22 protein-coding genes are annotated in these 21,997 nt (G+C 44.6%); 2 read left to right on the top strand and 20 right to left on the bottom strand.

Going from position 1 to position 21,997, the window contains the following annotated elements:
- Positions 1-17 precede the first annotated feature (17 nt).
- The 9 genes from JQX68_RS06245 to fabH form a co-directional block, all read right to left on the bottom strand.
- Positions 18-770: a YjbA family protein gene (locus tag JQX68_RS06245; RefSeq protein ID WP_014663526.1), complete on the bottom strand. Its 753-nt coding sequence runs from the start codon at positions 768-770 to the stop codon at positions 18-20.
- Positions 771-974: 204 nt separating this feature from the next.
- Positions 975-1,886, bottom strand: a complete 912-nt coding sequence (appC, locus tag JQX68_RS06240; RefSeq protein WP_103031874.1) for an oligopeptide ABC transporter permease AppC — start codon at positions 1,884-1,886, stop codon at positions 975-977.
- Positions 1,887-1,902: 16 nt separating this feature from the next.
- Entirely contained in the window at positions 1,903-2,853 is a 951-nt protein-coding gene (gene appB, locus JQX68_RS06235; RefSeq protein ID WP_095432625.1) for an oligopeptide ABC transporter permease AppB, read from the bottom strand.
- Positions 2,854-2,928: 75 nt separating this feature from the next.
- Positions 2,929-4,560 (bottom strand): peptide-binding protein, encoded by a 1,632-nt coding sequence (locus tag JQX68_RS06230; protein ID WP_014663524.1) that lies wholly within the window; start codon positions 4,558-4,560, stop codon positions 2,929-2,931.
- An 87-nt stretch (positions 4,561-4,647) separates the two neighbouring features.
- Positions 4,648-5,637: an oligopeptide ABC transporter ATP-binding protein AppF gene (gene appF / locus JQX68_RS06225; protein ID WP_071576512.1), complete on the bottom strand. Its 990-nt coding sequence runs from the start codon at positions 5,635-5,637 to the stop codon at positions 4,648-4,650.
- Positions 5,634-6,620 carry an oligopeptide ABC transporter ATP-binding protein AppD gene (gene appD, locus JQX68_RS06220; RefSeq protein ID WP_014663522.1) on the bottom strand — a complete coding sequence of 329 codons (987 nt, stop codon included), beginning with the start codon at positions 6,618-6,620 and terminating at the stop codon, positions 5,634-5,636. Before appD ends, appF begins: the two co-directional genes overlap by 4 nt.
- Positions 6,621-6,810: 190 nt before the next feature.
- A complete protein-coding gene (locus tag JQX68_RS06215) occupies positions 6,811-7,596 on the bottom strand; it encodes a DUF2268 domain-containing putative Zn-dependent protease (protein WP_147771756.1) in 786 nt (261 codons plus the stop codon).
- A gap of 74 nt (positions 7,597-7,670) precedes the next feature.
- Positions 7,671-8,912 carry a beta-ketoacyl-ACP synthase II gene (gene fabF / locus JQX68_RS06210; protein WP_014663520.1) on the bottom strand — a complete coding sequence of 414 codons (1,242 nt, stop codon included), beginning with the start codon at positions 8,910-8,912 and terminating at the stop codon, positions 7,671-7,673.
- Positions 8,913-8,934: 22 nt separating this feature from the next.
- Positions 8,935-9,873, bottom strand: a complete 939-nt coding sequence (fabH, locus tag JQX68_RS06205; RefSeq protein ID WP_071582229.1) for a beta-ketoacyl-ACP synthase III — start codon at positions 9,871-9,873, stop codon at positions 8,935-8,937.
- A 164-nt stretch (positions 9,874-10,037) separates the two neighbouring features.
- Here fabH and yjzB point away from each other — a divergent pair, with 164 nt between their 5' ends.
- Positions 10,038-10,265 carry a spore coat protein YjzB gene (yjzB, locus tag JQX68_RS06200; RefSeq protein WP_147771755.1) on the top strand — a complete coding sequence of 76 codons (228 nt, stop codon included), beginning with the start codon at positions 10,038-10,040 and terminating at the stop codon, positions 10,263-10,265.
- 29 nt (positions 10,266-10,294) lie between these two features.
- Here the strand turns inward: yjzB and comZ are convergent, their stop codons facing one another.
- The 4 genes from comZ to JQX68_RS06180 all read right to left on the bottom strand — a co-directional run bounded on the left by comZ (position 10,295) and on the right by JQX68_RS06180 (position 12,917).
- Positions 10,295-10,486, bottom strand: coding sequence for a ComG operon transcriptional repressor ComZ (gene comZ / locus JQX68_RS06195; RefSeq protein ID WP_003224559.1), 192 nt, complete (start codon positions 10,484-10,486; stop codon positions 10,295-10,297).
- A 14-nt stretch (positions 10,487-10,500) separates the two neighbouring features.
- Positions 10,501-11,454 carry a transcriptional regulator Med gene (gene med, locus JQX68_RS06190; protein ID WP_014663517.1) on the bottom strand — a complete coding sequence of 318 codons (954 nt, stop codon included), beginning with the start codon at positions 11,452-11,454 and terminating at the stop codon, positions 10,501-10,503.
- Positions 11,455-11,543: 89 nt separating this feature from the next.
- The gene (locus JQX68_RS06185) at positions 11,544-12,101 is read right to left on the bottom strand and encodes a hypothetical protein (protein WP_147771754.1); all 558 of its coding nucleotides are present in this window, start codon (positions 12,099-12,101) and stop codon (positions 11,544-11,546) included.
- An 81-nt stretch (positions 12,102-12,182) separates the two neighbouring features.
- Positions 12,183-12,917, bottom strand: a complete 735-nt coding sequence (locus tag JQX68_RS06180; RefSeq protein ID WP_040083462.1) for a hypothetical protein — start codon at positions 12,915-12,917, stop codon at positions 12,183-12,185.
- A gap of 250 nt (positions 12,918-13,167) precedes the next feature.
- On the opposite strand from JQX68_RS06180, the gene JQX68_RS06175 reads away from it, so the two are divergent.
- Complete coding sequence (locus JQX68_RS06175) at positions 13,168-13,353, top strand: YjzD family protein (RefSeq protein ID WP_003245236.1); 186 nt, start codon at positions 13,168-13,170, stop codon at positions 13,351-13,353.
- 46 nt (positions 13,354-13,399) lie between these two features.
- Here JQX68_RS06175 and JQX68_RS06170 read toward each other — a convergent pair whose 3' ends face one another.
- From JQX68_RS06170 to argJ, 7 genes are all read right to left on the bottom strand, one after another.
- The gene (locus JQX68_RS06170) at positions 13,400-13,579 is read right to left on the bottom strand and encodes a YjzC family protein (RefSeq protein ID WP_003245356.1); all 180 of its coding nucleotides are present in this window, start codon (positions 13,577-13,579) and stop codon (positions 13,400-13,402) included.
- Between the two features lie 85 nt (positions 13,580-13,664).
- Complete coding sequence (gene argF, locus JQX68_RS06165) at positions 13,665-14,624, bottom strand: ornithine carbamoyltransferase (RefSeq protein ID WP_147771753.1); 960 nt, start codon at positions 14,622-14,624, stop codon at positions 13,665-13,667.
- Positions 14,612-17,704, bottom strand: a complete 3,093-nt coding sequence (locus JQX68_RS06160) for a carbamoyl-phosphate synthase (glutamine-hydrolyzing) large subunit (RefSeq protein WP_147771752.1) — start codon at positions 17,702-17,704, stop codon at positions 14,612-14,614. The genes argF and JQX68_RS06160 overlap by 13 nt, the downstream gene beginning before the upstream one ends.
- Positions 17,697-18,758, bottom strand: a complete 1,062-nt coding sequence (locus JQX68_RS06155; protein WP_147771751.1) for a carbamoyl phosphate synthase small subunit — start codon at positions 18,756-18,758, stop codon at positions 17,697-17,699. The genes JQX68_RS06160 and JQX68_RS06155 overlap by 8 nt, the downstream gene beginning before the upstream one ends.
- A gap of 70 nt (positions 18,759-18,828) precedes the next feature.
- A complete protein-coding gene (locus JQX68_RS06150; RefSeq protein ID WP_147771750.1) occupies positions 18,829-19,986 on the bottom strand; it encodes an acetylornithine transaminase in 1,158 nt (385 codons plus the stop codon).
- The gene (argB, locus tag JQX68_RS06145; protein ID WP_147771749.1) at positions 19,983-20,759 is read right to left on the bottom strand and encodes an acetylglutamate kinase; all 777 of its coding nucleotides are present in this window, start codon (positions 20,757-20,759) and stop codon (positions 19,983-19,985) included. The genes JQX68_RS06150 and argB overlap by 4 nt, the downstream gene beginning before the upstream one ends.
- Before the next feature lie 14 nt (positions 20,760-20,773).
- Positions 20,774-21,994: a bifunctional ornithine acetyltransferase/N-acetylglutamate synthase gene (argJ, locus tag JQX68_RS06140; protein ID WP_147771748.1), complete on the bottom strand. Its 1,221-nt coding sequence runs from the start codon at positions 21,992-21,994 to the stop codon at positions 20,774-20,776.
- Positions 21,995-21,997: the final 3 nt, after the last annotated feature.

Below are 21,997 nucleotides of genomic sequence, written 5' to 3'. Positions count from 1 at the left end.
GCAAAGAGCGGTTTTTTTCAGTTTACCTTTGATTCATTTTCCATTTCCCACAGCTTTTCGAAAAAAGGCTGTCCTTTTATTAGGTTTTCGCAAAAAGCCAGGTGCTTATCCGACCAGCCTTCAATTGTTTCGTTATACAGCATGTCCCAAATCTCTTCAAAGCTCATCCGTTTGATTTGTTCATACATATGCGGATTCCACTCTGTATACCAATAGCCGATTTCAGCGCGGTTTTTCAGCCCTTTTAATTGGTCAAGCGCCATAAACATCAGCTGCTTGATTTGCCGTTCTTTTCTTGTCAGACCCCTGACATGTTCTGGTGCTAATGATAAGATGTGATATTCTTTAGAGGATTCCAGTTTCTTTGGTTCAAATTCATACGCTTCAGGCTCTACATCTTTTACCATTTCATAAACGAGCTGCTCTTGTCTTGGGATCAGACGGCTTTTCCTGACAGGGATGGTATAGCCGATCGTGTCGACAGCCAAAATGCCGATTCCGTCTGTTACAACAAAACAATATTCAAGCTTTGTCCGCTCATGATTTTTCCGAATGTACGATTTCTGATGTACGTCTTCAAGCAAACCTTTCGGAAGCTCTGACAAATCGTTTTCTATATAATGAAACAGTACTGACGGCACCCTTAACAAAGGCACCTGATCCAAAAGCTCAACCGTATCTTCCTTGCGCCATTCGTGAAAGTGGCATACATTGTAGCCATTTTCTTCCCCTTCAAACCAATTGACCCACACATCATGAAGAAATAACATCTCTAACCCCTCACTTTATAAAAACTGTTGTCCACAGTATAGGCAAGGGACAGAGAAATTATTCCAAAGAGATTGAGGAAATCTGGAATCACTGGTTTTATGCAAGAATCACAAAAAGCAGATCTCTTTGTATATTTTCTGACAAAGGGAGACCTGCTTTTTTTCTGATTTGGTGATATTTTATAACAGATATTATATTCATTTTTATTTAATATTTTTCGGGTCAAGCGCATCCCGCAGGCCATCACCGACAAAGTTGAAGCATAAAACGGTCATTAAAATAAATAGCCCGGGAAATAACGGGTACCACCATGCTTGAATCATTACTGTGAAATTCTGTGCATCTTGAAGCATGTTCCCCCAGCTAGCGATTGGCGGCTGAATTCCAAATCCCAAGTAGCTTAGCGCCGATTCAGCTAGAATAACAGACCCTACTTTCAGCGTAGCTGACACAATAATCGGCCCTAACGCATTGGGCAGGATATGAGAAAAAATAATTTTGTGCGTCTTTGTTCCAATTGTTTTAGCAGCAAGAACATATTCCCTTGAACGAAGCGATAAGAATTCTCCCCTTACTAATCGTGCTGTTGTGGTCCATCCTGTGAGACAGAAAATTAAAATCAATTTGTCCACACCCGGCTTGAAGATGGTGACCAGCGTGATCAACAAGAAAATATCAGGAATGGATAACACAATGTCAACTACACGCATAATGACAGCATCCACTATTCCTCTGAAATATCCAGCTAATGCTCCTAAAACCGTTCCAATCAAAATAGAGCCGACTACGGACGCAAAACCAACCAATAAAGAGACACGCGCTCCATACAAGATTCGGCTGAAAATATCACGTCCGAATTTATCCGTTCCCATCAGGTGTTCAAGGCCCGGCTCCTTATATTTATCAAGCAGACTTTGCTGCTCTTGGGGATAAGGTGCAATGAAAGGGGCGAAAACAGCCGACATGATAATGATAAAAAGAATAACGGCACCTAAAATGGCCAGTTTGTTTTTCGAGAATTTTTCCCAGAAAATCTTTGTCATTGTTTCTGGTTTTTTCGAAATATTTTCTTTCAGCCTGATCTCCGGCGTGGGAGTTGTTTGCAGCTCTGACATCTCTGTTTCCCTCCTTTTAATATTCGATCCGCGGATCAACAATCGCGTAAAGGATGTCTGCAATGAGGTTTCCCACAACGACAAGAACCGCCGAGATCACAGTCATTGCCATGATAACCGGATAATCGCGCTGGAATGCTGAATCGACAAACAGCTTTCCTAATCCCGGCCAAGTGAAAATTTGTTCGACAACGACAGATCCGCCGATAAATGAAGGAATCATCAAACCGAAAATTGTAATGACGGGTAATAATGCATTCCTCAATCCATGTTTAAATAGCACTTTGTTCTCTTTAAATCCTTTTGCTCTCGCTGTGCGAATATAATCTTGATTTAATACATCAAGCATATTGGATCTCGTGTATCTCGTCAGTCCGGCCATGTCAGCTGTAGCTAGAACGAATGCAGGCAGAATTAAATGATGAATCCGGTCAAATATATTGAATTCGGTATTCAGTGTCTCGACACCCCCGGTTGGAAACCAGCCGAGATTTACCGATAACACCATAATCAAAATTAATCCAAACCAAAAGTTTGGAATAGCCAGACCTATAAACGAGGTAAATGTAATGCCATAGTCGATTTTTGAATACGGCCGCTTTGCCGACAGGACACCGAACGGAATAGAAATCATAAGAGCCAAAATCGTTGAAACCAGCATCAGCAGGAGCGTATTGGGCAGTCTTGCCATAATCAATTCTGAAACAGGCGTTCCTTTTCTGACAATAGACGTTCCGAAATCACCCTGCACCATGTTGCCTAGCCACTTTAAATATTGAACGTACTGAGGATCATTCAGACCGTATTTTTCAATAAACTGCTCTCTGTCAGCCTGGCTGATTTTCGGGTCCATCATTAATGTCATCGGATCTCCGGGCGCGGCTTTCATGATAACAAATGATAAAATCGTAATTCCCAATAAAATCGGGATAGACATTAAGGTTCTTCTGATAATATATGCAGCCATATACTTGTCCCCCTTTACTTTCCTTATTAAAAACAGAAGAGGGAGAAAACGCTCTCCCTCCCCTTTAAGGGAAATTTATTTTGCAAGCCACCATTTTTCAATATTATACAAATCACGTTTCGGATGATATTTGTATCCTTCAAGATTTTCCGGCATTGCCATATGGTTGTTAGGATAATACAAGAACGTATACGGCTGATCTTCCGCAATTTTTTGATAGATCTGCTCATATTCTTTTGAATACTGCTTTCTGTCACTGATTGATTTTGCATCTTTCATGAGTTTATCCGCCTCGGCATTTTTATACCAAACGTAGTTCAAACCCTTTTTAATCTGGCTTGAATGGAAGATATCATATTGATCCGGGAATGTGGATAAACTCCATCCCATGACCATTGCATCAAAATCCCAATTCGGAGGATTCATTTGTTCAACGAGAGCGCTCCATTCAACGATCTGGGTTTTCACTTCAATGCCGATTTTTTTCAGCTGTTCCTGAACGACGACAGCGATGTCTTCACGGACTTTGTTTCCTTGGTTCGTTTTAAGGGTAAACGAGAATTTCTTTCCGTCTTTATCCAAAATGCCGTCACCGTTCGTATCTTTCCAGCCGGCTTCTGCAAGCATCTGTTTCGCTTTTTTCTCGTTGTACTCAAATTTCGGAACATCTATATCTTTAGGATAGTTCCAAGATAAAGGGCTTTCCGGAATGTAAGCTACTTCGCCGTCTCCATCTAATACTTGGCTGACGATTGACTCGCGGTCAAGAGCGGTTGTCAGCGCTTGACGAACCTTTTTATCCTTGAATAATTCATTTTTTTCATTCCATCCGATGTACACATAACTTAATGCCAAATCAGTAACGATTTTTAGGTTGTTGAATTTTTCAGCCGTTTTGTAGTCAGTGGCGGGCACATTAAAGAAATTAATATCGCCTGCCTGCAGCTGAGCAACGGCAGCATTTGCGTCAGGAATGACTTTATACGTCACAGTATCTAAATACGGTCTTCCTTCAAAGTAATCATCATTCGCTTCGAGCTTAATATATTGGCCCTGCTTCCATTCCTTAAACTTAAATGGTCCTGAACCGATTGGTTTCTTTCTGTTAAACTCATTTTCTTCTAAATCGGCAATCGGAACATTACCGAGAATATGTTTCGGCAGAATAGCTGTGCTGTCTAACGCATTGTTGTAGAAATTACCGTCTTTATATTTCAGCTTAAACAAGACTTCGTAATCGCCTTTTTTTTCTACGGATTTCAGCATTTCATATGTTGAACCGCGTTCTCCCTTGTAATCTTTGCTTAAAGGGACACTGTACGTAAATACGACGTCGTCTGCAGTCAGTTCTTTTCCGTCATGAAACTTAACGCCTTTTTTAATTTTCACATCATATGCAAGGCCGCCGTCTAATTCTTTAATACTTTCAGCGAGTGACAATTTCACATTTAGTTTTTCATCCGTTTTCGTTAAAAAGCTGTACAGCATATTTTCAATATCCGTACTTGCGTCATCCGTAGAATACAGAGAGTTAAAAAGTGTGGGTTCTCCGATTGACCCTACAACCAAATCCCCGCCTCGCTGAGGTTTGCCTGCTGATTTTTTCTCACTGCTGCTGCTCGATTTTGAGCCCGAGCAGGCTGATAAAAAGATGGCCAGGACCATCAATACACTTAGCATCATCAGTGCGGTTTTCCGTCTTTTCATTAGATATTCCCCCTTTTAAAATGTTCGTTCTTCTCAGCTGTTGTTTATGTAGTATGCATACCCCCTCTCAAAGCTGTGCGGGCAACATTAGCTATAAAGGTGACAAGCCACAAAGTGGCTGGGAGCAGCTTCTTTAAATTCTGGTATTTGTTCCTTGCATATCGGTTTTGCAACAGGGCATCTTGTGTGGAATACGCAGCCTTTTGGCGGGTTGGCCGGACTTGGCAGCTCTCCCTTCAGGACAATGCGTTCACGTTTGACAGATCCTTTTTTTCTTGTAACCGGAACGGAGGATAAAAGCGCTTGGGTATATGGGTGAAGCGGGTTGTCATAAAGCTCATGCTTGCCGGTCAGCTCCATCATTTTGCCAAGATACATCACTCCGACTCTGTCGCTGATATGGCGGACGACACTTAGATCATGGGAGATAAATAGATACGTAAGATCAAATTCCTCCTGTAATTCCTCCATCAAGTTAATCACTTGGGCCTGGATGGATACATCAAGTGCGGAAACCGGCTCATCAGCAATGATCAGCTCTGGATTTAAAGTGAGTGCTCTGGCAATGCCGATCCGCTGACGCTGGCCCCCGGAAAACTCATGGGGATAACGGCTGGCAAACGACGGATGAAGGCCAACTCTCGCAAGCAGCTCTTCGACTTTCTCGTTTCGTTCACGCATCGTATACATGTTGTGCGTATTAAACGGCTCCTTTATGATAGACCTCAGTGTCTTTCTCGGGTTTAACGAGGCAAATGGATCTTGGAACACCATTTGAATATTTTTGCGGACACTCTTCCGCAGCTTCTCCTCTGACAGATTGGAAATATCCTGCCCTTTAAAAAGAATTTGGCCTTCTGTCGGTTTGTACAGTCTGATCATCGTTCTGCCGGCAGTCGATTTTCCGCAGCCCGACTCTCCAACGATTCCGAGTGTCTCTCCTTTTTTTAACGAAAATGACACACCATCTACCGCTTTTACATCACCAACTTTTCTTTGAAAAAGGCCTGAGCGGATCGGAAAGTATTTTTTTACGTCACGAAGCTCTAAGATTGTTTCTTGATTAGCTGCTGTCATGATTGTTCTGCACCCTCTTCCTCATATAAAAAGCATCTCACCGTTCTTCCGCTTTTGTGTGTCAAAAGCGAAGGCTGATTTGTCCAGCACTTATCCATAGCTTTCGGACACCTTGGGGCAAAACGGCACCCCGGCGGCAGATTATCAGGTGTAGGCACGCTGCCTTTAATTGCATTTAATTTATCAATCTCTCCATCTATAACAGGAATTGACGTAAGCAGGCCTTCTGTATAAGGATGAAGCGGTTCTAAAAATAAGTCGTCAACCGTGGCGTTTTCTACGACTTGTCCGCAGTACATGACAATCACTCTATCCGCCGCTTCGGACACGACACCTAAGTCGTGTGTGATCAGAAGAATCGATGTGTTGAACTTCTGGCAGAGATCTTTCATGAGTTCCAGCACCTGGGCTTGTATTGTCACATCCAGCGCTGTCGTCGGTTCATCGGCAATGAGCAATTTAGGATTACAGCTTAGTGCGATGGCAATCATCACCCTCTGTCTCATACCGCCTGACAGCCGATGCGGGTACTCCTTCATTATTTGCTCCGCCCGGGAGAAACCGACCATCTGCAAGAGTTCAACAGCTCGCTGACAGGCTTCTTTTTTCTTCATGTTTTTATGGTAAATCAGCACTTCGGTAATTTGTTCTCCGATTGTTAACACCGGATTAAGGGAGGTCATTGGTTCTTGAAAGATCATGGATACTTCGTTTCCGCGGATTTTGCAATAATCGTTTTCAGTGAATGAGGTGAGGTCTTTGTCTTCGAGTTTAATAGAGCCGTCCATGATTTTTCCGCCTGAGCTTTGGACGAGGCCCATAATTGATAAGGAAGTAATGCTTTTTCCGGAGCCCGATTCACCTACAAGCGCGACGGTCTCGCCTTTGCTGATGTGAAAATCGACTCCGTCAACCGCAGGGATCGGCTCCTTTTTCCGGAAAAAATAAGTCTTTAAATTATTCACTTCTAATAGTGTGCTCATGCTAGCTCCCCTTTCCCCCTCTTGTGGTCAATCGTTTTCAAGAGAAAGCAATCCCTTTATTCAGAAATAATAAATAATATTGAATTATCGAAAAATTTTATAGTTGTATATTATTACAATCATTTTGCAAAATCAAGAATTTTTTAGGATAAATGTAATATTATTAACGAAATTCCATTATTTTATCCTTTTAAAGCATTGCATCCAAAAAGGTTTCAGCAGGAATGGAAAGTCCGTCTGCGGTGCTTGCCTTGTTGGCAGTTAAATACTTTTTTACAATATTGAATCCAACTGCGTATCCAAGCATTTTCGGCTGATATCCTTTGCCGAATAACAGCTGGGGAAATAATCGATCATCCCGTTTGATATCCTGATGGGGCGCAATCTTTTTTTCATATAAAGCCTGAAGCTGCTCTGGGGTATACCAAGTCGTCCATTCAGCCGTTTGACTTCGGCCGAACCTCTCATAAACAGCATATTCCGCCAGCCCTTCCATGATGATTGTATCAAGTAATGTGACATCCTTTTCCTCTTTTGTGAGATGACCTAACCGGCAAACATGATGATACTCATGCGTCATCAGGGCAGATACTGATCCAAAATCTAAATCTGACGAAAGAAAGAGGAACATTTTGTCTTGAAACGCGAGTCCTGATTTTGATCCAAATTCTAAACGAATTCTCCTATTTCGTTCATCAACCGGCAGCGGAACAATTGGTACATCAGGACCTTGCCATTTGTTTTTGAGATACTGTTCTTCCTTTTGGATATGATCGTAAAAACCTTTTTCCTTCAGCTTGGAAGCAGTCTGAATACCCTCTGTCATGTTTTTAAACATCCCATGATGCTGAAGATGCCCCAAAATGCCCTTCCAGTTCTTTTTCCCCGCACCTGAAAAAAGCGGGATAATGTAAGGTGCCAAATCATCTATTGAAGCAGCCTTTCTGAGCCAGCTATGTGTTTGTTCTACACTCATATGATCGCCTCCTCTTTTAATCTATGCACACAAAAAAAACCGGCTACCCTTTAGGGGCAGCCGGTTTGGCTTGATTATGATTGATATTTTTTAAAGATTAATGTTGCATTGTGCCCGCCGAATCCTAATGAGTTGCTGAGAACATAATTGAGCTCCTGTCTGCGAGCTTCATCAGGCACATAATCCAAATCGCATTCTTCGTCAGGTGTTTGAATATTGATTGTCGGCGGGATCACGCCTTCTTTAATGGCAAGGATAGAGAAAATGGCTTCAATACCGCCAGCTGCACCTAAAAGGTGACCTGTCATTGATTTTGTAGAGCTTACCGCAAGTTTATGCGCATGCTCGCCGAAAACGGTTTTAATCGCCATTGTTTCATATTTGTCGTTGTAATACGTGCTTGTTCCGTGAGCATTGATATAATCAATTTCTTGTGGCGCAATGCCCGCATCTTTAATAGCTTCTTGCATCGCTCTCGCTCCGCCTTCACCGTCTTGGGCCGGCGCTGTGATATGATAAGCGTCTCCTGTTGAGCCGTAGCCGACAATTTCTCCGTAGATTTTAGCACCGCGGGCCAGGGCATGCTCAAGCTCTTCAAGAACGATAATCCCTGCACCTTCACCCATGACAAAGCCATCACGGTTTTTATCGAACGGGCGGCTCGCTGTTTTCGGATCTGGATTAGTAGACAGTGCTTTGTTGGCACTGAAGCCCGCGAATGACATTCTTGTCAGCGGCGCTTCTGTTCCGCCTGTGACCATCACATCTGCATCGCCGCGCTGAATGACTTTAAACGCGTCACCGATAGAGTTCGTTCCTGTAGCACATGCTGTAACCGTACAAGAGTTGACTCCTTTCGCTCCTAGCGCAATAGAAATCTGGCCTGTTGCCATGTCAGGAATCATCATTGGCACGAAAAACGGGCTTACCCGTCTCGGGCCTTTTGTTAGGAAGATTTCAAATTGAGATTCTAGTGTTTCAAGTCCTCCGATACCGGAGCCTACCCAAACACCGACTCTCGGCGCGATCTCATCCGTAATGTTAAGATCTGCGTCTTCAACTGCCATTTTCGCAGCTACAACCGCATATTGTGTAAAGCGGTCCATTTTTCTGGCTTCTTTTTTATCCATATAATCTTCAACATTGAAGTCTTTTAATTCAGCGGCTACTTTTGCCGGATATTCTTCAGCATCAACACGAGTGATCGGACCGATTCCGGACACACCGTTGATTGCGTTATTCCAACTTGTATCGACGTCGTTGCCAAGCGGAGATAATGCTCCAAGTCCTGTAACAACTACTCTTTTTTTAGTCATCTTGTGTGCACCTCACCTTTTTTTATCGGCCCCAGCGGATTGCAATGGCGCCCCATGTTAGTCCTCCGCCGAACCCTACCATAACGACCACATCGCCGTCTTTGATTTTACCGGCTTCCAATTCTTCTACAAGAGAGATCGGAATGGATGCGGCAGAAGTATTTCCATATTTATGAACGGTTTTAGACATCTTTTCGACAGGAAGCTCTAAACGCTCGCGTGCAGCTTCCATGATGCGGATGTTCGCCTGATGCGGAATCAAAAAGTCGACATCCTCTTTTGAAAGTCCAGCTTTTTCAATGACATTTACGCATGATTCTCCCATTTGGCGGACTGCAAATTTGAAAACTTCTCGTCCATTCATGATTGTATGTCGTTTTTCATTCAGATACAAGTGCTGACCGCCTGTGCCGTCGGCTCCTAGCTCAAATGAAAGGATTCCTTTGTCATCACTGACTGGTCCGACTACCGCCGCGCCTGCCCCATCTCCAAACAGAACGGCAGTATTGCGGTCTTCCCAGTCTGTAATGCTTGAGAGCTTCTCTACACCGACAACTAGAACATGTTTGTAGGTTCCGGATTCAATAAATTGTTTTCCGGTTACAACGCCGTACATAAAGCCCGCACAAGCAGCGCTAATATCCATAGCACACGCTTTTTTAGCGCCGAGCTGTTCTTGAATCATACAAGAGACCGTAGGAAATGACTGATCAGGTGTAACAGTTGCAACCAGGATCATATCCAAATCCTCAGCAGCCACTTCAGCTTGTTCCAGCGCATGTTTCGCTGCTGCAACAGCCATATGTGATGAATACACATCATCTGCGGCAATTCTTCTTTCTTCTATTCCAGTTCTTGTACGAATCCACTCGTCAGAAGTTTCAACCATTTTTTCAAGATCATGATTTGTTAAAACCTTCTCAGGAATGTAACGTCCAACACCAAGTATTCCAGCTTTCATAAGGGAAGACTCCTTTATATCTTAAATTTAGAAGATCAATCAGGTTGTGATCAATTATTAGTATCAGGTACTAATTCTATCCTATTTTTTTTCGCATGGCAATATATTCGTCTAAACTATCAGTTCAACTTACTCATAGAGTATTGTATATAGAAAGGAGGCGTATGCAGTTGGATGTATTTTCAAAAATGATGTTCGGCGATTCCGCAAAACCAACAGAAGAGAATGAGGAACAGCAAGAGGAGGTTTCTCAGACCAACGACGAAGAGACGATTCATTACATGCATATTATGGACCAAATCGGTTCAATTATGAACTCTCTTGATCAAATCAAGCCCGCTCTAAAGGAGCTTGCGCCCATGATCACCGCGATTAAAAAGAAAATCATGTGAAAAGCCACTTTCGCAAAAGTGGCTTCTTTTTATTCGGTTTCAGATTTAGCATCAGACTTGCCAAGCTCGTAAGCTTCCGCCATTACCGTTGTAAATAGATTCATAAACGGCTGTATGGCCTCCATTGACAGCTCAATGCCTGATTTTTCAAGCTGTTCTTTCGCTTCAGGGAGGTATTTCATGGCAATTTGCAAGAATTCAAGTGATTTTTCGTGCTGCATGTGACGTCACTCCATTACTCGTTTTTTGGCAGATCGCCTGTTTTGTTGTACGTTTTGATCAGCTTGGCGATTCTTTGCTGAAAGTCTTCATCGACGAGCGGGCTGAATGTTCCCATCTCGACTACTCCCGTATTCAGGTCGTAGTAATGATCGCCGCCTTCAAGGGTGCCTTTGTTGAATTGCTCAGCAATGATTTCATAGGCCTTGTCCACATTTTGCACCGTGCTGGTTAATACGGTATTCTCGCCCAGGTCCGATTGATCTGTAACGTAGCCGATGGCATAAAGCCCGTCTTTTTTGATTTGCTGAATAACAGGAACATTATACCCGTCTCCAGCAGGATACACAACATCCGCACCTTCGTTCTTCATTTTCTGATAAAGCTTTACTGCTGTCGTATCATCATCCCAATGATCCGTATATTTCGTGTTTACTTCTATATCTGGATTTTCATACTTGGCTCCTTTGATAAAACCGTCAACCTCAGGCTGCCACGTAAAGGAAGCAATGACACCGACCTGATTCGTTTTCGACATATGGGCAGCAGTCATTCCTCCAAAAAAGCCCATTGCTTCCCCGCTAAAATGGACACTCGTCACATTGTCAGCTTTCGCTTTCGCATTGGAAATGACGAATTCCATATCTGGATAATCTTCGCCGACCAAGTTAAACACCTCTGCATATTCACTCCCATGGCCGTAGAGCAGATTGACGCCCCTCTTATGAAAATCCTCAATCGCATTTATGATATCTTCTTCTGTTTTAACGCCTTCTTTATAGTAGACGTCCACATTGTATTTGGATTGTATATTCAGTAATCCTTTATACCCTTTTGTGCCCCATACGAGGTCATTAATCGTATCAGGAAAGAGCATGCCGACCTTCTCAATTTTTCCTTTGAACGGAGTTTGTCCACATCCACTCAATAAAAGGAGGACAGAAAAGATCATGACAAGCCTTGTGATCAAGTCATGTTCAACTCCTTTTGACAAGCTATAACATGTATTGTTTTATACGTTTATTGTATCTAGAAAACTCGAAACATGGAAGGTTTTTCTTAATATTTGTCGAAAATTGATGAAAATTGTCTTTTCCACTCGATAATTTTTGTTTTTGCTTCTTCTTTTGAGGTTTTTTCTGATACTTGTAATTCAAAAAACTGATCTTTGCTATGACGGCCTGGTTCTAACAGGAATTTCAGCAACTCGTCAGCCACATCGTCTGTGTAATAGCCTTCCTCCTCTGTTTCTTCTTTCCATGGCCCATACATTTTCGGAAGGAATACGGCTTTTTCCGAGCCTGTTTTTTCACGCTTCTCCCATTCTTTCCGGTCTTGTTCATATACTAAAATATAAGAAGAATCATATTGCTCCAAAGGCAAAGAAACTCCAAACTGGATACAAATTGTATCATACTTTTGATCTCCAATGCGTTCAAGCTGGCGAAAGAGTTCATTTCTCCCAAGCCACATGAGTCTTTCTTCTAAGTACATTTGTCTCATTTTATCTTCTGTTTCCGCCAGAATAACGTCAACATGTATGCCTTCATCCATCATTCGTTCACATAATGAAAGGCCGAAAAATTCGTCCGCACCTACAATCAGCGTTGATTCCATTACATCTGCCGCCCTTCCGGTTTTTCATTTCCCAAAACAAAACAGCCTCCGCAAAAGAGAAGGCTGTTGTCATTATATTCTCTATAATTCTTTTTCATGACTATGAAAGAATTTACAGATTGATGCATAAATTCTGCTCGGATGCTCAAATAAATGAAATGTCATGTCGACCGGTGAGCCTTGCTTTTGCTGTTTTTCCTTGAAAGCTTCCGCATGTACGCTGTAGGGATATGGAGCTCCGGTCATACGCTGCCATATATGAACCGGAACGCCGCTCGGATAGCTTTGAATGGTTTTGTAACGAAGCGCTTCCGCTTCTTTTTCAGAAATTCCGTAGCTTTTCGATACTTCTTTTAAAAATTGCTTATAGAAAAATTTATTTTCTTTTTCTGATTCATAATGTGCCTGAAGATCGAGACAAGGATTCAACATTGCGGCTGAGCGGATATGATCCGGGGAAAAACGAAGCAGTTCATCGGCCACGAGAGCACCCATGCCTTCTGCTAAAATATGAATCTTCGGATTGAGGATTTCCTGCTTCATTACGGAATGGATCAGCTGTTTAGCATAGGTGACTGCTTTTTCCGCCCCCCAATGCCTTCCGAACAGATTGCTGTTAAAAAGAGTATATCCTTCATTCCTCAACATATTCAGAAGCTGATTTCTGCCGTAATGCTGCAGCCAAAAGCTTGAATCTTCCCCGACAAAGTGGGTTCTGTCTCCCAAGATAAAGATGCCGAAGCCGTTCGGGCGATAGGGCAGATGAATGACATTATGCTCCGTTCCCAGTTGAAAGTATCTTTCCGTTATTCCCATCGCTTGCCCGCCTCCTTTCACACTTCATCTCACGCTATCTTATGTAAATAGAAAAGAAACGAATAAGGTAAAGTCCTAGCCTTTTACATTTTTGGCTATTACACTGATTGACGTTTTTTATATTTTACCATTAAAGTGTGACGAATCAGACTCTTTTGTCACCTCACTTTCTGCTAAAATTGGATTCCCCCTTCGCTTTTTGTATGGTATGATAACTTTTAGAATAGAATGAGAAGGACGAGGTGGAAACGTGCGATATATTATTGCCTTTATTTGGACGTTCCTTTTATCACATATGGCATGCTACTTGGTTGCAAGCATGAACAGCGTTACGTATAATTTCAAAACATCATCTGTCATTGCTGTTGTACTGTATGTCTTAATCATGGTTTTAGCAGAAATCATGCCTATGAACAAAAATGCAAGCCAGCATTAAGAAGCACAAAAACCCAAAACATTGATTGTTTTGGGTTTTTTAGTGGTCACGGCTTTCTTTTGTATGTCCACAGCCGGTTGTGATTTGATGTTTCGGGGAACATTTCCCCTGCTGACAGATGGACCTTTTGAGGGTTTTTCACCATGCTCCCTGTCTCGCCGATCTCTACGTAGACACCGTTATTAGGCGCTTTCTGTCCGGGCCGGAATTGATGCTGCTGTCCCACAGTTTTTCCTCCTTTTCCTTTTTGCTGTAGTATGCGCCTAAGCGGCTGTGAATATGTTGCCATCAAAAAAACTGCTGAGTTTGACTCAGCAGTTTTTTGATGATTCCCCATTGTATAAAATGGCCTTCAACAGTGCTTTTTGCACATGAAGACGATTTTCCGCCTGCTGGAACACTGCAGAATTCGGCCCGTCAATAATCTCCGCAGTCACTTCTTCCTCGCGATGCGCAGGGAGACAATGTAAAAATGTATAGTCAGGCTTGGCATGGCTGACCAGCGCCGCATTCACCTGATAAGGCGCAAAGACAGCAAGACGTTCTTGCTCTTCCGCTTCCTGTCCCATGCTTGTAAACACATCAGAATAAATCACGTCCGCGTCTTTTACCGCTTCAATCGGATCTTCTGTCGGCGTGATGGAAGAGCCGGATTGAAGCGCATATGTTTTTGCCGCTTCAGCTGCTTCATCTAACACTTCATATCCCTTTGGGGAAGCGATTGAGATATCACAGCCCATTTTCGCGCAGCCGATCATCAAGGAGTGCGCCACGTTATTTCCGTCACCGATGTATGCGACTTTTACGCCTTTAAGCTTTCCTTTTATCTCCTTAATCGTCAAGAGATCCGCGAGCGCCTGGCATGGGTGGTATTTATCCGTCAGCCCATTGATCACCGGAATATCAGCTTCTTTGGCAAGCTCCTCCACCTTTTCATGTTCAAAGGTCCGGATCATGATGGCATCCACATAGCCTGACAGCACTTTTGCCGTATCAGCGACAGTCTCACCGCGCCCCAGCTGCAGATCTTTCTGGCTTAGGAAGAGGGCGCTCCCGCCCAGCTGCGCCATGCCCGCTTCAAATGAAACACGGGTCCGCGTTGATGATTTTTCAAAAATCATCGCCAAGGTTTTGCCATGGAAAATAGGCTGGATTTTGTTTTGCTTCAGCTCACCGGCTTCTGCAAGCAAGGCGTTTATATCCTGTTCACTAAGATCTTTTAACGTTAATAAATCTTTTCCGTATAAACTGGTTTGCGTCACTGTGTGCATGATGCCACTTCCTTTTTATAGAGATCTTTGAGAGATACAGGCTGCGGATGGCCTGAACCGCTTTGTAAAAACGCTCGCACGGTTTCTTCTTCTGTAAAGACGGTGATGCCGTGCGTCATGGCTTCCAGACGTTCTTTGCGCGCTTCTTCAGAACCGCTCAGATTGATGTGGAGCGATTTTCCTGTCTGTTCCATCCAAGAGGCAAATGTCCCTTCATGAACGGTGAAACCGGCGTTTTCCGCTAATTCCTTCACATCTTCCGGACCGTTTTGCAAGTATATGCTTCCTTTTTGATTCCAGACACGTGTATAGATTTTTTTCAAGGCGCTGTCGGCATCATATGCGACACACATGCCTTCTCCCGTTGATTTCATTTCCGGTCCAAGCTTCACATCCACATCCTGTATCGCATGAGAAGAAAAAACAGGGAACTTCACGGCAACTCCATGATGATTTTGAACGGCCGGGTTTAGATCTTTTAAGGACGCACCCGCCAGCAAACGTGTGGCAAGCGGAATCATCGGCACGCCCATTACTTTGCTGACGACCGGAACCGTGCGGCTCGCTCTCGGATTCACTTCAAGCACGAGTATGTTTCCATTGTCGATCACAAATTGGATGTTCATGATGCCTTTAAATGAAAGTTTTCGGGCAATTTTTTGTGCGGCCTCTTTCATGCCCTGCTGCAGCCCGCTTGTGATTGATGGTCCCGGAAGGATGGCAAAGCTGTCTCCCGAATGGACACCCGCCCGTTCAATATGCTCGGTATATGTCGGGATAAAGACATCCTCGCCGTCGGAAATCAAATCAATTTCGACTTCTTTTCCAGACACATACTGATCAATTAAAATCGGATATGGCATACTGTCCTCATCATTCAGCAGCTGAGAAAGCTGGTCTTGCGAGTCAACAATGATCATGCCCATTCCGCCGATAACGTAAGATGGACGAATTAACACCGGATAGCCAATCTCACTGGCTTTTGAAGCGGCTTCTTCTTTTGTATAGGCAATTTCTCCTTTTGCGTGCTTCAATCCTAGTTCATCAAGAAGCTGATAAAACTGATCACGATCCTCTAACACATCGAGCGTTTCAAACGAAGTGCCGAGAAGGGTAATGCCGGCTTTTTCAAGTGCTTCAGCAGCATTGATTGCAGTTTGGCCGCCGAATTGCACGATTGCAAAATCAATATTTTCCTGCTCCGCCACGTTTACAATATGCTCCGTTGTCATCGGTTCAAAATACAGGCGATCCGCAATTTCATAATCTGTGCTGACCGTTTCCGGGTTATTGTTAATCATGATGGTTTCGAACCCAAGTTCTTGCAGTGTCAGCACGCCGTGAACCGCACTGTAATCAAATTCAACGCCTTGGCCGATCCGAATCGGACCCGATCCGATAATCAGCGCGCGTTTTTTCTCTTTGCGGCTGATATCTCCATCGGTCTCTCCGAAATATGTGGAGTAAAAATAGTTTGTTTTCGCATCAAACTCAGCCGCGCATGTATCGACAATTTTGAAGGAAGGTGTAATGCCCATCTCCTTGCGAAACGCGCGCACCTCTTCCTCTGTTTTGCCGATCAGCGAGGCAATCGTTGCGTCTGAGAACCCCTTTTCCTTCGCTTTTTTCAATAAGTCAAAAGAGAGATCGCCGCCCTCTTCCATCAGGCGGTTTTCCAATTTGATGATGTTGTTAAAGGTATACAGGAAAAACGGATCAATTTTTGTTTTCGCATGAATGTCATCAATCGAGACGCTGCGGCTCAACAGCTCCATGACAACGAAAAATCTGCGGTCATCCGGAATGACTGCCAACTCCCATAGCGCATCAATTGACAAGCCGCTGAGCTCTGGAAGGTGTGTGCCGATATTTTTTAATTCAAGGGACGCGGCTGCCTTCTGTATTGCTGCTTCTAAATTCCGTTCAATCGCCATCACTTCACCGGTGGCTTTCATTTTTGTGCCAAGCTTGCGGTCTGCGTTTTTGAATTTATCAAACGGCCAGCGCGGAAATTTGACGATCACATAGTCCAGTGCCGGTTCAAAGCTTGCGTAAGTTGAGCCTGTGAGCGGATTTTTCAGCTCATCAAGTGTGTATCCGACTGCCAGTTTCGCAGCCATCTTTGCAATCGGATAACCGGTCGCTTTAGATGCGAGAGCCGATGACCGGCTGACACGCGGATTCACTTCGATCACGTAATATTGCTTGCTGAAAGGATCAAGCGCGAATTGAATATTGCAGCCGCCTACGACATCAAGTGCTGAAATGATGGTCAGACTAGCCGTCCGCAGCATTTGATAGTCTTCATCTGTCAATGTTTGTGAAGGCGCCACAACGATAGAGTCACCTGTATGCACGCCGACCGGATCGATATTTTCCATGTTGCAGACGGTAATGCATGTGTTATTGCCGTCACGCATGACTTCATATTCAATTTCTTTAAAGCCCGCAATGCTTTTTTCGACAAGGCATTGATTGATCGGACTTGCTAATAGCGCCTGTTTAATCATAGCTGTAAAGGCTTCTTTATCAGGGGCGATTCCTCCGCCCTTTCCGCCTAATGTGTAAGCAGGTCTGATAATAACGGGAAAACCGATGGATTCCGCAAACCGGATGGCGTCGGTTTCATTATCAACAATTTCACTCTCTGGCACGGGCTGGTTCAATTCATTCATTAACGAACGGAATTTTTCCCGGTCTTCTCCTTTTTGTATCGTTTCAACGGATGTGCCGAGAAGCTTGACGCCGTGCTCCTTTAAAACACCCGTTTCTTCAAGCTCCACTGCTAAATTCAACGCGGTCTGACCGCCTAAATTGGCAAGAAGCCCATCAGGCTGTTCTTTCTTAATGATGGCTGTCAGGCTTTCTGCTGTCAGAGGCTCAAAATAAATCTCATCAGCGAAGGCTTCATCGGTCATAATTGTCGCCGGATTGCTGTTGACGAGAATTACCCGGTAGCCCTCCTCCTTCAGCGCGATGCACCCTTGAGTGCCTGAATAATCAAATTCTGCCGCCTGCCCGATGATGATCGGGCCTGATCCGATTACTAATATGCTTGAAATACTGGTGTCTTTAGGCATGCGCGATTTCTCTCCTTGCTGGTATCACATTCTTTAGATAATCATCAAAAATCCATTCGCTTTCCGCCGGTCCGGGATGGGCTTCCGGATGGAATTGAACACTCATGACTGGCAGTTTTTTATGAGCAAGCCCTTCAACTGACGTATCATTGACATGATGAAATCTGATCGTGAGCTCTTTTTCATTAATCGACTGTTCGTCAACCACATAGCTGTGGTTTTGGCTTGTCATAAAGACCCGTTTCGTTTCACGGTCGATGACCGGATGATTTGCTCCCCTGTGTCCGAATGGCAGCTTGAATGTATTCCCTCCGAATGCGAGCGCGATCAGCTGATGCCCGAGACAAATGCCGAGAGTCGGAAAGCGGCTGATGATGCTTTTGATTTTCCCTAGATATGGATGAATGGCTTTCGGATCTCCAGGGCCGTTCGACAGCACAATGCCGTCCGGCTTTATATTGTATACAGCTTCCATTTGCTGATACGGCACCACGGTGACCTTGCAGCCCCTTTTGACAAGTGATGATGCGATTGACTTTTTATAGCCAAAATCAATGAGAGCGATATGTTTATTCCCGTCGCCAAATGTGCTGATTTCCTGTGCGGAAGCCTGCTCTGCCACATTCTCTGGTTGGAGGGCAATCTCTGCTTCTTCTTTAGAGGCTGTGACTGTCGCACCCATTGTTCCATTTGCCCGGATTTTTTTCACGACAGCCCTTGTATCAACATGGGTCAACAGCGGAATGTTCCATTTCTGTAGATACTCCTTGAGGCTGTATACCGCTTCATGATGTGAAAAATGATCACACGCCTCATAGACAACCACGGCTTTTACTTGCGGTTTCTTGCTTTCAAAATCCTTTTCATTAATGCCGTAGTTGCCAATCAGCGGATAGGTAAATACGATAATCTGCCCTTTATATGATGGATCTGTCAGCACTTCCTGGTAGCCTGTCATTCCTGTGAAAAAAACAGCTTCTCCCGTGCAGTTTTCATGACCGTCCAGCTCGCCGCTAAACGATGTCCCATCTTCTAACACTAAATAACCTTCCATCTAACAGCCCACCTCTTGATGAATAATTAATTATAAAAATGAATTTTTATACCTTTATATCGAAAAAAAATCACTGGTTTACAGCGGTATGCTGAGCGATTGCCTGTTTCAGCTTGCTGACAGCTTCTGCTATTTCATCCTTAGTCACGGTGAGCGGCGGCAGCAGACGAATCACTTTCGGGCCGGCCGGCAATACAAGCAAGCCTAATGTTTGCAATTCTGCAATAATGCCAGCAACCGGGCCATCACACTCAATTCCAAGCATTAATCCTTTACCGCGGATCTGTTTAACAAAAGGGCTTTTTAGCTCCGCCTCAAGCTGTTCTTTTAAAAACGCTCCTTTGTCAGCAGCCTCTTGCAGAAAGTCAGGCTCGAATACAATTTGCAATGTGGCATTCACAGCAGCCATCGCCAGCATATTTCCTCCGAAAGTCGTTCCGTGAGAACCAGGGGTAAACGCTTCTCCAAGCTGTTTCTTTCCGATGACAGCGCCGACTGGAAAGCCATTTCCCAATCCTTTGGCGGCTGTGATGATATCCGGTGAGAGTCCAAAGTGCTCATATGCGAAGCCTTTTCCCGTCCGTCCGATGCCGGTTTGAATCTCATCAACAATCAGAAGAGCCTCTTTTTCCTTGCAAAATGACTGAACGGCTGTTAAAAATTCAGCGCTCGCCGGATTGACTCCGCCTTCTCCCTGCACTGTTTCAAGCATCACCGCGGCAATATCGTCTTCCGCCCCAAGAGCTTCAAAAACAGAAGGATCGTTGTATGGAAGGTAGTGAAAGCCTTCAAGCATCGGGCCGAAGCCTGTTTTGATTTTATCCTGTCCGGTCGCCGCCATCCCTGCATACGTGCGGCCATGAAAAGACTGAAGAAAAGTGATGATTTTTGTTTTTCCAGTTGCTTTTCGGGCGAGCTTTATCGCACCTTCATTCGCCTCCGCACCGCTGTTGCAGAAAAAGACGAGATCACCCGCACTGTGTTCCGCCAGCTTCTGTGCCGCTTGCTCTTGGAGACTGTTCTGAAATAGGTTGGATACGTGCCATACGCTATCGAGCTGTTTTTTGACTGCCTCTGTCACCGCCTCATGGCAGTGGCCTAGATTTGATACCGCAATCCCCTGAATGAAATCGAGGTACGTTTTGCCGTTCTGATCCTCAACATGCGTTCCCTTTGCTTTTTTAATGTCAATATCCCAGCGGCCGTAGGTTTGAAACAAGCTGCTCATGAAACAGCCTCCTTTGCTTTGACGATTTTTGTCCCTTGAAAGGTTTGTTCTGCGAAGAATGATCCTTTTCCGTTTACGATCATGACTTCAGACACCTGATCTGATAAAGCTGACAAGGCTGAATTGACCTTCGGGATCATCCCTCCTGTGATCACTTCCTGCTCGATTAGCGTCTGAATCTCTTCAGGGGTCAGGACGTCCAGACGCTGCTTTTCCTTCATGATTCCATCAACATCTGTGACGAACATCAGTTTATCGGCTTCAAGTGCTCCGGCAACTGCTGAGGCAGCCAGATCGGCATTTACATTCAGCGTTTTGCAGTCGCTTGTCATAGACAGCGGCGCAATAACGGGGATGATGTCCTTTTCCATCAGCGCGTTCACCATGGATGCATCGACTTTTTTGATTTCTCCGACTTCTCCGTATGCTTCCGAATCGAGATAATCAGCCTCCAAAAGACCGCCGTCCTTACCAGAAATGCCTGCGGCTCGCAGTCCGTGTTTGGCAAGCTCTGCAACGAAAAATTTATTGACAGAACCGGATAAAACCATTTCCGCCACTTCCAGCACCGGCTTCGTTGTTTTCCGCTGTCCGCCCGAAAACTCTGTTTTGATATTTAACCGCTTCAGCATATTTGTGATTTCCGGGCCGCCGCCATGTACGATCGCCAGTTTCCAGTCTGACGCCGTCAGCTCTTTCAGATTTTGAAAAAATTCCTCCGACAGCTCGCGGATGACACTTCCCCCGCATTTAAAGACAATTATTTTCTTCATAATGCTCCCCTTTATTACGTGCGATAGCTCGCGTTAATTTTGATATAGTCATAGGTCAGGTCACAGCCCCACGCTCTTCCGTTCCCGTCTCCTTCATCCATCTTGATGACAATGGTGATTTCATCTCCTTCAAGGTATTCCTTGGCGAGAGATTCAGAGAATGGCTGAGGCTCGTTATTCTTAAACAGGCATTGGCCCCCAAGATAAACCTCTACTTCTTCTGCCGTCACTTGAGCTGCGGAGTGTCCGATGGCTCCGATGATCCGCCCCCAGTTGGCATCTGTTCCGTATACTGCCGTTTTCACGAGATTTGAGCCGACAATCTTTTTGGCAATGACGTTTGCATCAAGATTGTTTTTCGCTCCCTGTACTTGGGCTTCAATTAGTTTTGTCGCGCCTTCTCCGTCTCTGGCAATCTCTTTAGCCAGATCCTCACAAGTGAGCAAGAGCGCTTTTTTAAAGACCGGCCAGTCTGGATGATCCTCTGACAGGCACTCGTTTTCGGCGCAGCCATTCGCCATAACCAATACCATGTCGTTCGTGGATGTTTCTCCGTCAACTGTGATTTGGTTAAATGAAACATCAGTGATTTCCCGAAGCGCCTTTTGCAGCGCTTTTTCTTCGATTGCCGCGTCAGTTGTCACAAATCCCAGCATCGTGGCCATGTTCGGATGTATCATCCCTGAGCCTTTAGCCGCTCCGCCGATCGTGACTGTTTTGCCGCCGATTGCCAACTCATAGCACGTCTGCTTAATCACCGTATCGGTTGTTAAAATCGCTTCTTCAAAATCTCCTGATCCCGCAGGTGTTTCTTTCAGCAGCCCGATCCCCGCCTGAATTTTTTCCATGTCTAAATGTTCGCCGATGACGCCCGTTGAAGAAACAGCGACAAGCTCCGGCTCAATGCCAAGCTGTGAAGCAAAGCTCTCCCGCATTGTGTATGCGTCCTTTAGTCCCTGTTCTCCCGTGCAGGCGTTGGCAATGGCGCTGTTGACGATGACGGCTTTCAAGGCTGGCCCGTGCTTTAAGCTGTCTTGTGTCACTTTGATCGGCGCAGCCTGGAAGTGGCTTTGGGTATAAACCGCTGCACTTACGGCCGGAGTCTCGCTGATAATGACGCCGAGGTCTTTTTTCGAGTAGCGCAGCCCGCAATGCACACCCTTTGCCTGAAATCCTTTTGGCGAGGACACATCACCTGTTACTTTTACAATTTGATCTTCACTTAACTGAATCATGGT

The organism is Bacillus sp. LJBS06 (assembly GCF_016924995.1).
GTDB lineage: Bacteria > Bacillota > Bacilli > Bacillales > Bacillaceae > Bacillus > Bacillus stercoris.
Note: the sequence above shows the minus strand (reverse complement) of the source record. Positions and strands in the feature narration are given on the sequence as shown.

Excerpts from the sequence above, each read along its gene's own strand:
- appB (WP_095432625.1), bottom strand. The coding sequence starts at position 2,853 with ATGGCTGCATATATTATCAGAAGAACCTTAATGTCTATCCCGATTTTA.
- JQX68_RS06245 (WP_014663526.1), bottom strand. The coding sequence starts at position 770 with ATGTTATTTCTTCATGATGTGTGGGTCAATTGGTTTGAAGGGGAAGAA.
- appF (WP_071576512.1), bottom strand. The coding sequence starts at position 5,637 with ATGACAGCAGCTAATCAAGAAACAATCTTAGAGCTTCGTGACGTAAAA.
- comZ (WP_003224559.1), bottom strand. The coding sequence starts at position 10,486 with ATGCAGCACGAAAAATCACTTGAATTCTTGCAAATTGCCATGAAATAC.
- JQX68_RS06185 (WP_147771754.1), bottom strand. The coding sequence starts at position 12,101 with ATGGAATCAACGCTGATTGTAGGTGCGGACGAATTTTTCGGCCTTTCA.
- yjzB (WP_147771755.1), top strand. The coding sequence starts at position 10,038 with ATGCAGTTGGATGTATTTTCAAAAATGATGTTCGGCGATTCCGCAAAA.
- JQX68_RS06155 (WP_147771751.1), bottom strand. The coding sequence starts at position 18,758 with ATGGAAGGTTATTTAGTGTTAGAAGATGGGACATCGTTTAGCGGCGAG.
- argF (WP_147771753.1), bottom strand. The coding sequence starts at position 14,624 with ATGCACACAGTGACGCAAACCAGTTTATACGGAAAAGATTTATTAACG.
- JQX68_RS06215 (WP_147771756.1), bottom strand. The coding sequence starts at position 7,596 with ATGAGTGTAGAACAAACACATAGCTGGCTCAGAAAGGCTGCTTCAATA.
- JQX68_RS06180 (WP_040083462.1), bottom strand. The coding sequence starts at position 12,917 with ATGGGAATAACGGAAAGATACTTTCAACTGGGAACGGAGCATAATGTC.
- JQX68_RS06160 (WP_147771752.1), bottom strand. The coding sequence starts at position 17,704 with ATGCCTAAAGACACCAGTATTTCAAGCATATTAGTAATCGGATCAGGC.
- argB (WP_147771749.1), bottom strand. The coding sequence starts at position 20,759 with ATGAAGAAAATAATTGTCTTTAAATGCGGGGGAAGTGTCATCCGCGAG.
- JQX68_RS06150 (WP_147771750.1), bottom strand. The coding sequence starts at position 19,986 with ATGAGCAGCTTGTTTCAAACCTACGGCCGCTGGGATATTGACATTAAA.
- appD (WP_014663522.1), bottom strand. The coding sequence starts at position 6,620 with ATGAGCACACTATTAGAAGTGAATAATTTAAAGACTTATTTTTTCCGG.
- argJ (WP_147771748.1), bottom strand. The coding sequence starts at position 21,994 with ATGATTCAGTTAAGTGAAGATCAAATTGTAAAAGTAACAGGTGATGTG.
- JQX68_RS06230 (WP_014663524.1), bottom strand. The coding sequence starts at position 4,560 with ATGAAAAGACGGAAAACCGCACTGATGATGCTAAGTGTATTGATGGTC.
- fabF (WP_014663520.1), bottom strand. The coding sequence starts at position 8,912 with ATGACTAAAAAAAGAGTAGTTGTTACAGGACTTGGAGCATTATCTCCG.
- appC (WP_103031874.1), bottom strand. The coding sequence starts at position 1,886 with ATGTCAGAGCTGCAAACAACTCCCACGCCGGAGATCAGGCTGAAAGAA.
- fabH (WP_071582229.1), bottom strand. The coding sequence starts at position 9,873 with ATGAAAGCTGGAATACTTGGTGTTGGACGTTACATTCCTGAGAAGGTT.